Origin of the sequence: uncultured Aquabacterium sp., assembly GCF_913773725.1 — a bacterium.
Classification (GTDB): domain Bacteria; phylum Pseudomonadota; class Gammaproteobacteria; order Burkholderiales; family Burkholderiaceae_C; genus Aquabacterium.
Genome location: NZ_CAJYGK010000030.1, coordinates 1 through 9244, shown reverse-complemented (window position 1 = coordinate 9244; position 9244 = coordinate 1). Strand labels below are relative to the sequence as shown.

The 9244-nt window shown below is 62.3% G+C and carries 7 protein-coding genes; all 7 read left to right on the top strand.

What is annotated here, in order from left to right; all coding sequences use genetic code 11:
* Positions 1–966 (top strand): IS5 family transposase (locus QZ709_RS03060; protein WP_294635872.1); only part of this gene is annotated, 966 nt, incomplete at its 5' end.
* Positions 967–1123: 157 nt separating this feature from the next.
* Positions 1124–2335: a TolC family protein gene (locus tag QZ709_RS03055; protein ID WP_223656232.1), complete on the top strand. Its 1212-nt coding sequence runs from the start codon at positions 1124–1126 to the stop codon at positions 2333–2335.
* Positions 2336–2369: 34 nt separating this feature from the next.
* Positions 2370–2921 carry a hypothetical protein gene (locus tag QZ709_RS03050; protein ID WP_015912829.1) on the top strand — a complete coding sequence of 184 codons (552 nt, stop codon included), beginning with the start codon at positions 2370–2372 and terminating at the stop codon, positions 2919–2921.
* Entirely contained in the window at positions 2918–4033 is a 1116-nt protein-coding gene (locus QZ709_RS03045) for an HlyD family efflux transporter periplasmic adaptor subunit (RefSeq protein ID WP_294635873.1), read from the top strand. The genes QZ709_RS03050 and QZ709_RS03045 overlap by 4 nt, the downstream gene beginning before the upstream one ends.
* A gap of 13 nt (positions 4034–4046) precedes the next feature.
* Positions 4047–7193 carry an efflux RND transporter permease subunit gene (locus QZ709_RS03040; protein ID WP_023110688.1) on the top strand — a complete coding sequence of 1049 codons (3147 nt, stop codon included), beginning with the start codon at positions 4047–4049 and terminating at the stop codon, positions 7191–7193.
* Positions 7194–7246: 53 nt separating this feature from the next.
* The gene (locus QZ709_RS03035) at positions 7247–7645 is read left to right on the top strand and encodes a hypothetical protein (RefSeq protein ID WP_015912828.1); all 399 of its coding nucleotides are present in this window, start codon (positions 7247–7249) and stop codon (positions 7643–7645) included.
* Between the two features lie 105 nt (positions 7646–7750).
* Entirely contained in the window at positions 7751–9178 is a 1428-nt protein-coding gene (gene lpdA, locus QZ709_RS03030; RefSeq protein WP_294635871.1) for a dihydrolipoyl dehydrogenase, read from the top strand.
* Positions 9179–9244: the final 66 nt, after the last annotated feature.

Below are 9244 nucleotides of genomic sequence, written 5' to 3'. Positions count from 1 at the left end.
TCCACCAAAAAAACACGTAAACGCGAATTCTTGGAGCAGATGCAGCGGGTCGTGCCATGGCAAGAGTTGGTGGACTTGATTGCACCCTATGCACCTGAAGGGCGTACTGGACGACCGCCGTTTCCTGTTCAGATGCTGCTGCGCATTCACTTTATGCAGCAGTGGTTCAACCTCAGTGATCCAGCGATGGAAGAAGCACTACATGACATGCCCTTGTTTCGGGAATTCGTTGGCCTGTCATGGGGTAGCGCCACGCCTGACGAGAGCACCATCTTGCGTTTCCGTCACCTATTGGAAAAACACAAACTGGCCGAGCAAATTCTGAAGATCGTCACGGACTTGCTGGAGAGTAAAAAGCTGCTGCTTCGCACAGGAACCATCGTGGATGCCACATTGATTGCAGCGCCCAGTTCGACCAAGAACAGCACCCAATCTCGTGATCCTGAGATGCACCAGACCAAGAAGGGCAACCAGTGGTACTTCGGCATGAAGGCACATATTGGCGTGGATGCTGATTCTGGCTTGGTGCATACCGTGCGGGGCACATCGGCCAACGTCAGTGATGTCGTTGAATCTAACAGCCTGCTGCATGGAAAAGAGGTTGATGGCTATGGTGATGCAGGCTACCAAGGTGCTGACAAACGCCCCGATATGCCAGAGCCCAAACCTGAGCGCAAATTCCAATGGCATATCGCCATGAAGCGCAGCCAGCGCAAGGCTCTAGACCATCAGCACCCGATATCGTCCATGCAAGAGCAGCTTGAGCAGGTGAAGTCCAAGATCCGGGCCAAGGTCGAACACCCATTCAGAGTCATCAAGCGTCAGTTTGGACACGTCAAAGTTCGCTACAGAGGTTTGAGAAAGAACACGCAGCAATTGCACACATTGTTTGCCTTGGCGAACTTGTGGATGGTCCGTGCCCGTTTGCTAGAAAACTGCCAATTCAAGCCTGCCGTGGGTGCTTAAAAAGCAAGATGCCCGCGAAACGCGGGCATCTTTAAAGCCTTAGGCAAGCGAATATCACGCTCGTTCGAGAACTATCACGCATGAAATCGGGTTATGCAGAGGTTCCCTAGCCCAGCCAGTAGCCGCCCCTCACGTCCCATCCAGACCAGACAGCCATATGGTCGCCCAATTGTGGGAGTCAGCTTGGCAGCGGCAGCCAGAAGCCGCTGGAGAAGGCGCCTGGCAGCAGGCCGCCCAAGCACGCCAAGAGACGGCCGGCAGTTGGGTGGCAGGTCCGATGGCGCTGGAAGCCTCCACCAAAACTGATCGGTTCAACAACCGCAACGGACAGCGCGAATATGAAGTCGGGGTGGCTATTCCCCTTTGGATGCCTGGTGAGCGCGCCTCGTCGGCACGCTGGGCGGACGCGGAAAGCCTCGCGCTATCCAGCCGGATGCTGGCCGCCAAGCTACGCACGGCCGGACAGGTTCGCCAGGCATGGTGGGCATGGCAGCGTGCCCAGGCCGAATTGGTGGCGGCGCAGGATCGCACCCGCAGCGCGGACGAGTTGGCGCAAGATGTGGCTCGCCGGGTTCGCGCGGGCGACCTGGCGCAAGCCGACAGAAACCAGGCCGATGGCGCCTTGGCGTCGGCTCGTAGTGCCCTGGCCATTGCTCAGGCCGAAGAAATCACGCAGCGCGAGGCGTTGTTGGCACTGACCGGCATCGAGAGTATCCCGTCGCAGGCCGATTCCGCGCAGCCGGAGCAGTCAGGTGTCCGAGTTCAACCGGCATCGGCACAGCCGTCCGGCGCGTTGTTGGGTAACCACCCTGCGCTGCTGGAACTGCAGCACAAGGCGCTGGCGGCCCGCCGCTCTGCGGAACTGGTGTCCCATCAGAAGTACGCCAACCCCGAACTGACCCTGGCGACCACGCGGGATCGGGGCGGCTACGGCGAACGCTACAACCAGACGATCACGGTGGGTGTGCGCATTCCCTTCGGTACGGGTAGCCGTCATACCGAGCAATTGTCCAGCGCCAATGCGCAGGCACTGGAGGCTGAGTCGGCACTCGCGGCCCAGCGCACCCGGCTACTCTCGGAAATTCGAACTGCCCAATCGCGCGAACTGGCAACCAGCACCCAGATGCAGGCCGCTTCGGAGCGCCAGCGACTAGCCCAACAAACGCGCACCTTCTACCAAAAGTCGTTCGCGATGGGCGAGACGGACATGCCGACACGCCTTCGCATCGAGCAGGAGGCCACCGAGGCCGAGCGCGCGGCGCTGCTCGCCAAGGTGGAGCATGCCGCGGCCATCTCGTCCCTGTTGCAGGCACAAGGCACGCTGCCGCAGCCGACCGAGACTTTCACTGACATCTCCGGCACGCGCTGATCGGCGCGCGCTCAACCATCCTGGAACCTTAGAAATGTCGCAATCCTCTTTCTGGCGTGCAGCTGCCTTGTCCAGCCTCCTGCTTGGCAGTAGCGCAACGTGGGCCGGCGACGGCCATGACCATGGCGAAGCCGCTCCTGCCCCCGCAGCGGCCGCGCTTCCGCGCTTTGCCGCAGTTTCCGATGACTTCGAACTGGTGGGTGTGCTGAACGGCCAGCGTCTCACACTCTACCTCGACCATGCTGCCGACAACCGGCCGGTGACCGATGGCGAGCTGACCCTCGAGCTGGGTGGTCAACAGGTAAAGGTCAGCTCACACGGGGTTGGAGAGTTCGAGGCCGATCTGACTGAGCCGCTATCCGATGGCGAGACCTCAATCATGGCCACTATTACTGCGCAGGGCCAATCGGACCTGTTGACGGGCGTTCTCGATGTTCATAGCGAAGACGCCGAACACGAGCATGCCGTCGCATCCGGCCGTGTGGTCGTACTAGGTGGCGGTGCCGCAGTCCTCGGCGTCGGTGTCCTAGCGTGGGCGCTGCGCAGACGTACACGCACCAACGGTGCACTGCGAGGTGCAGCATGAAGCGCAACTTCCGTTTCCTAATGACGACGGCCATGGCGGCTGCATTGGCTCTGGCTGCTCCCGCGTTCGCTCACGACGGCCATGACCACGGCGACGAAGCGCCGGCTGCGTCTTCCAATGGCCCCCAGCGCCAGCCTGATGGCAGCGTGTTTCTTCCGAAACCGTCGCAACGTCAGATCGGTGTACGCACCCAGCTGATCAAGCAGGAGCCCTTGGCCCGCAGCCATGAACTGGCTGGCAAAGTAATCATGGACCCGACGACAGGCGGCAAGGTCCAGGCAATGGTAATGGGCCAGCTGGTGCCCGGGCCGGATGGTCTGCCGCAGATCGGCCAATCCGTGCGCAAGGGCCAGGTGCTGGCTTACATCGAACCGGCCAGCGGTGTGCTGGAGCGCTCAGGCCAGATGGCCCAGGTTGCCGAGCTGCGTGCGGGCCAAGCGCTCGCGCAGAAGCGCTTGGCCCGGCTGCGCGAGCTGTCGGAGACCGTGCCCCGCAAGGAGATCGAAGCAGCCGAAAGCGAAGTGAACAGCCTGACCGAACGCGCCCGCGCCTTGAGCGGGGGCCTCGCCGGCAGGGACGTACTGAAGGCCCCAGTCAGCGGCGTCATCGCATCCAGCCCCGCAGTTGCCGGGCAGGTCGTGGATGCGCGCGAACTGGTGTTTGAGGTGGTCGATCCGACCCAACTGCGCATCGAGGCGCTTGCCTACGATCCGGCAATGGCACAGAACCTGGCCGGTGCTGCACTCGCAGTAGGCGGTCAGAAGGTGCCGCTGAGCTTCGTCGGTGCCGCCAGCAGCCTGCGCGAGCAGGCCCTGCCCATGCTGTTCAAGGGCACCAGCGAAAGCCTCTCGCGCTTGGCGGTCGGTATGCCGGTGGTGGTCTTCGTGCAAGAGGCGACGACGGTACCTGGCTACCGCGTGCCTTCCGGTGCGCTGATGAAGAACCCTGCCAACCAGAACATCGTCTGGGTCAAAGACCAGGCCGAGCGCTTCGAGCCGCGTGTCGTGAACATCACTCCTTTGGATGGTGCATCCATCGCTGTCACTTCGGGCCTGGCGGACGGCGACCGCGTGGTTGTCGAGGGCGCGTCCCTGATCAATCAAGTTCGTTGAGGGGCACCATTCCATGTTCAAGTGGCTTCTCGAAAATAGCTTACGAAACCGGCTCCTGGTCATCATCGGGGCGCTGGTGCTGATGGCGTATGGCGCGTTCACCCTGACGCGCACGCCGGTAGATGTCTTTCCCGATCTCAACAAGCCGACCGTCACTCTCATGACGGAGGCTGGCGGCATGGCTGCCGAAGAAGTCGAGCAACTCATCACGTTCCCGCTCGAAACGGCCATGAACGGCCTGCCCAGCGTCGAAAGCGTGCGCTCGGTCTCCAGCGCCGGGCTTTCCTTCATCTACGTGACATTTGACTGGAAGACCGACATCTTCCGGGCGCGCCAGATGGTCTCCGAACGCCTGACGTCCATGGAGGAAGGGCTAGCCCCGGGCGTGACGCCCACTATGGGGCCAATCAGCTCAGTGATGGGCGAGATCATGCAGATTGCAATCCCCATCGGTGCCAAGCCCTCAGGGCAGAAGAACGCAGCCCCGCCGCTGTCGGCCATGGACACTCGCGAGTACGCGGACTGGGTGCTACGCCCCCGGCTGATGGCCATACCTGGTGTTGCCCAAGTCATCCCGATCGGAGGCGAGGTCCGTCAGTTCCAGGTCCAGCCCAACACCACGCGAATGTCAGAGCTGGGCGTGACTGCGTCCGATCTGGATGCGGCTCTCAAGGGCTTCTCCGCGAACACTTCCGGCGGCTTCCTGGAGATCAATGGCCGCGAGTACCTGATCCGCAACCTGGGCCGCACGTCCCGACTCGACGACCTGCGTAACCTGCCTCTCGCGGTGCGTGCGGGCCAACCCATCCTGCTCCACCAGGTCGCCGATGTTCAGTTTGCGCCAGCCATCAAGCGCGGCGATGCGGGCTTCGAGGGCCTGCCAGCCGTGATCCTGGGCATCCAAAAGCAGCCCACGGCCGATACGATTGCACTGACCCGCTCGATCGAGTCAGCGTTGGCGGACATGAAGGGCTCACTGCCGGCTGGCATGGCCGAGCCACAGGTGACCTTCCGACAAGCCAACTTCATCGAGGCGTCCATCAGCACGCTGCAAGGCAAGCTCATCGGCGCATCGGTCTTCGTGGCGGTGATCCTGTTCTTCTTCCTGGGCACTTTGCGCCCCCTGGTGATCGCGTTGACCGCGATTCCTGCCTCGATCTTCGTGACCGGGCTGGTGTTCCACTATTTCGGCCTATCAATCAACACCATGACGCTCGGTGGGCTGGCGATCGCCATCGGCGGTCTCGTGGACGATGCTGTGGTCGATGTGGAGAACATCATGCGGCGGCTCAAGGAGGACCGCACCCGCCACCCTGAGAACCGGCTGACGCCCCTGGTCATCGTTGCCAGGGCCTCGATGGAGGTTCGCTCGGCGATTCTCTACGCCACGATGATCATTGTGCTGGTGTTCCTGCCCCTGTTCGCGCTGCCGGGGATGGAGGGGCGCTTGTTCGTGCCGCTGGGCATCGCCTTCATCGTCTCCACGCTGGCCTCGCTGCTGGTCTCTGTGACGGTCACTCCGGTGCTTTCGTACTACCTGCTGCCCAAGATGAGGACGCTGGACCATGGCGACACTCGGCTTCTAGCCTGGTTGAAGACGCGCTATCAGGGCGGCCTGCAGCGGGTCTTGCAGCGGCCGCGTGCCGCCCTTGGCATGGCCGCTGTGGCTGTCACACTGGCTGTCGCCGCGGTGCCATTCTTCCCGACCACGTTCCTGCCCCCGTTCAATGAAGGAACGTTGCTGGTGGGCCTGCGCCTGAATCCCGGTGTGACGCTGGCCGAATCTTCGGCGCTTGCCCAGCAAGCCGAGCTGCTGGTCGCGCAGGTGCCAGAGGTGCAGCACGTGGGCCGGCGCAGCGGACGGGCCGAGCTGGACGAGCATGCCGAAGGCGTGCATGTCAGCGAGCTGGACGTGGGCCTGCTGCCCGCCTCGGAGCTAAAGCGCTCCATGGAGGAGATCACCGCCGACATCCGTTCGCGTCTGGCTCACTTGCCCGGCTCCATCGGCATTGGCCAGCCGATCTCGCACCGCATCGACCACATGTTGTCGGGGGTGCGCTCGCAGATCGCCATCAAGGTGTTCGGCGAGGACCTGGACGTCCTGCGCGGGCAGGCGGATCTGCTGCGCGCCAAGCTGGCCGGAATTCCGGGGCTTGCTGACCTGGAGATCGAAAAGCAGGTCCTAGCGCCGCAGATCAAAATCCGCGTGGATTATGCGGCGGCGGGACGCTACGGCGTGGCCGCACCGCAAATTCTGTCCACGCTGCAAAGCCTGGTCGAAGGCGAAAAGATCACCGAGGTCATCGAGGGCAACCGCCGCTTCGCGCTGGTGGTTCGCCTGCCCGAGCAGGCGCGGTCGATTGAGGGCTTGAGCCGCATCCTCATCGACACGCCCATGGGTCGGGTCCCGTTGTCGCGCCTTGCCACCATCGAAGACAGCGACGGCCCCAACCAGGTCAGCCGCGACGATGGCCGTCGACGCATAGTTTTGTCGGCCAACGCTCAGGGACGGCCGCTGTCCGAAGTAGTGGCCGACATACGCAGCGTCGTCCAAGAAGTGCGCTTGCCCGAAGGCTACTTCATCACGCTGGGCGGCCAGTTCCAGGCACAAGAGGAAGCCTCGCGACTGGTGGGCCTGCTGTCCATCGTCTCCCTGACGCTCATGTTCGTGGTGTTGTACACGCGCTACAAGTCGGTCGCCCTATCAGCGCTCATCATGGTGAACATTCCATTGGCCCTGGTCGGCGCCGTGTTGGGGCTGTGGCTGTCTGGCCAGCCGTTGTCCGTGGCCGCCCTGGTCGGCTTCATCACGCTCGCGGGTATTTCTGTGCGCAACGGCATCCTGAAGGTGAGCCACTACCTCAACCTCATGCGCATGGAGGGCGAGGACTTCGACCAGAAGATGATCGTGCGTGGCTCGCTCGAACGGCTTTCCCCGGTTCTGATGACCGCGCTGGTCACGGCCTTCGCGCTGGCCCCGCTGCTGTTCGAGGCGTCCCGACCCGGTACTGAGATCCTGCACCCCGTCGCGGTGGTGATCTTCTCGGGGCTGGTCAGCTCCACGCTGCTAGACACCTTCCTTACACCCGCCATGTTCTGGCTGTTCGGCCGCAAGCCTGCCGAACGCCTGCTGGACGACCGCGACGCGGAGGCATTCTGATGCAACGCCTTCTGTCACCCGATTTCAACCACCGTAACCCTATAGGAGCTTTCATGTCTGTTCGATTTCGTTCCCTCACGGCTGGCACCGCCCTCGCCCTGGCATCCGTCACCGCCTTCGCCGCAGGCGACCATGACCACGCGCATGACCACAAGCCGCTGCATGGTGGCGTCGTGACCGAAGTCCGGGACGTGGACTACGAGTTGGTCGTTCAGCCCGCAGCAGCGCAACTCTACCTGCGCGACCACGGCAAGCAGGTCAATGTAAGCAACACCAAAGCCAAGCTCACACTGTTGACCGGCTCACAAAAGCAGGAGGTGCAACTCACGCCTGCCGCGGACGGAAGCCGCCTCGAAGGCAGCGGGACCTTCGCCGCAGCCAAGGGCACGAAGGCCGTCGTCCAAGTCGAACGTGGGGGCAATACCGCGAGCGCCCGGTTCGTTCTGCCGTAGTGTTCAACGTGATCGTCAGGGAACGAGCTGTAATCTGGCGACCACCTGACAAAAGGCGCGACATAGGCGCTCACTATTTCCTCAAAAACTTTGGAGATGTAAATCATGGAAATGCATTTCGACGTCATTGTTATCGGTGCCGGCCCAGGCGGATACATCGCGGCCATTCGCGCTGCCCAATTAGGCATGAAGGTCGCTTGTGTAGATGCCTGGAAGAACAAGGACGGAAAGCCAGCACCTGGCGGCACCTGCAACAACATCGGTTGTATCCCTTCGAAAGCGCTACTGCAGTCGTCAGAGAACTTTGAACAAGCCAAGCACCACTTTGGCACGCACGGCATCTCCACGGGTGATCTGCGCATGGATGTGACCACGATGTTGGAACGTAAGAATCAGGTCGTGAAGTCCAGCAACGAAGGCATCCTTTATCTGTTCCGCAAAAACAAGGTCCAGTTTTTCATCGGCCTGGCGTCTTTCACCAGGACTGTCGATGGTGGCTTCGAGGTGAGCGTCGCCGCCGATGAGGCTGTTACCTTGGTTGGCAAGCAGATCATCGTTGCCACAGGCTCCAACGTGCGGCCGCTCCCCAACCTACCGTTCGATGAGCGGGTCGTGCTCTCCAACGACGGCGCGCTGGACATCGCGGCTGTGCCTGATCGGTTGGCCGTCATCGGTGCCGGCGTGATCGGCCTGGAGCTGGGCTCCGTTTGGCGCCGCCTGGGGGCGGATGTCACGATCCTCGAAGGCTTGCCCAGCTTCCTGCCAATCGTCGACCAAGCCATCGCCAAGGAGGCGAAGAAGGCGTTCGACAAGCAAGGCCTGAAGATCGAACTAGGTGCGAAGGTTCGCGAAGTCAATGCAACCGAGGCTGGCGTGACTATTCACTACACCGACAGCCAGGGCCAGACGCAGTCCTTGCAGGCAGACAAAGTGATCGTGGCTATCGGCCGTGTGCCGAACACCGAAGGCCTGAATCCGGCCGCCGTGGGACTCCAATTGGATGAGCGCGGCGCCGTACTGGTGGACGATGAATGCCGCACCAGTGTGCCCGGCATCTGGGCCATCGGTGACGTGGTGCGTGGCCCGATGTTGGCGCACAAGGCGGAAGAGGAAGGTGTCGCAGTGGCCGAGCGCATTGCCGGCCAGCACGGTCACGTCGATTTCAATACGATCCCCAACGTCATCTACACCAGCCCGGAGATTGCCTGGGTAGGCCGCACCGAGCAGCAGCTCAAAGAGCAGGGCACCGCCTATCGAATTGGTTCCTTCCCGTTCATGGCCAATGGCCGCGCGCGTGCGCTGGGCGACACGACGGGCCTCGTCAAGGTGATCGCCGATCCTGCCACTGATGAGATACTCGGCGTGCATGTGGTCGGCCCGCAGGCCAGTGAACTGGTGGCCGAGGCCGTGATCGCCATAGCGTTCAAGGCCAGCAGCGAAGACATCGCCCGCATCTGCTTTGCCCATCCGACCCTCTCCGAGACGTTCAAAGAGGCCTCGCTGGCCGTGGACAAGCGCGCGCTCAACTTCTGATTGATCGGAAGCGGCATCCAAACCACCTCACCGAACGCAGCTGCGGGCGGTGGGGCGCATATCGCC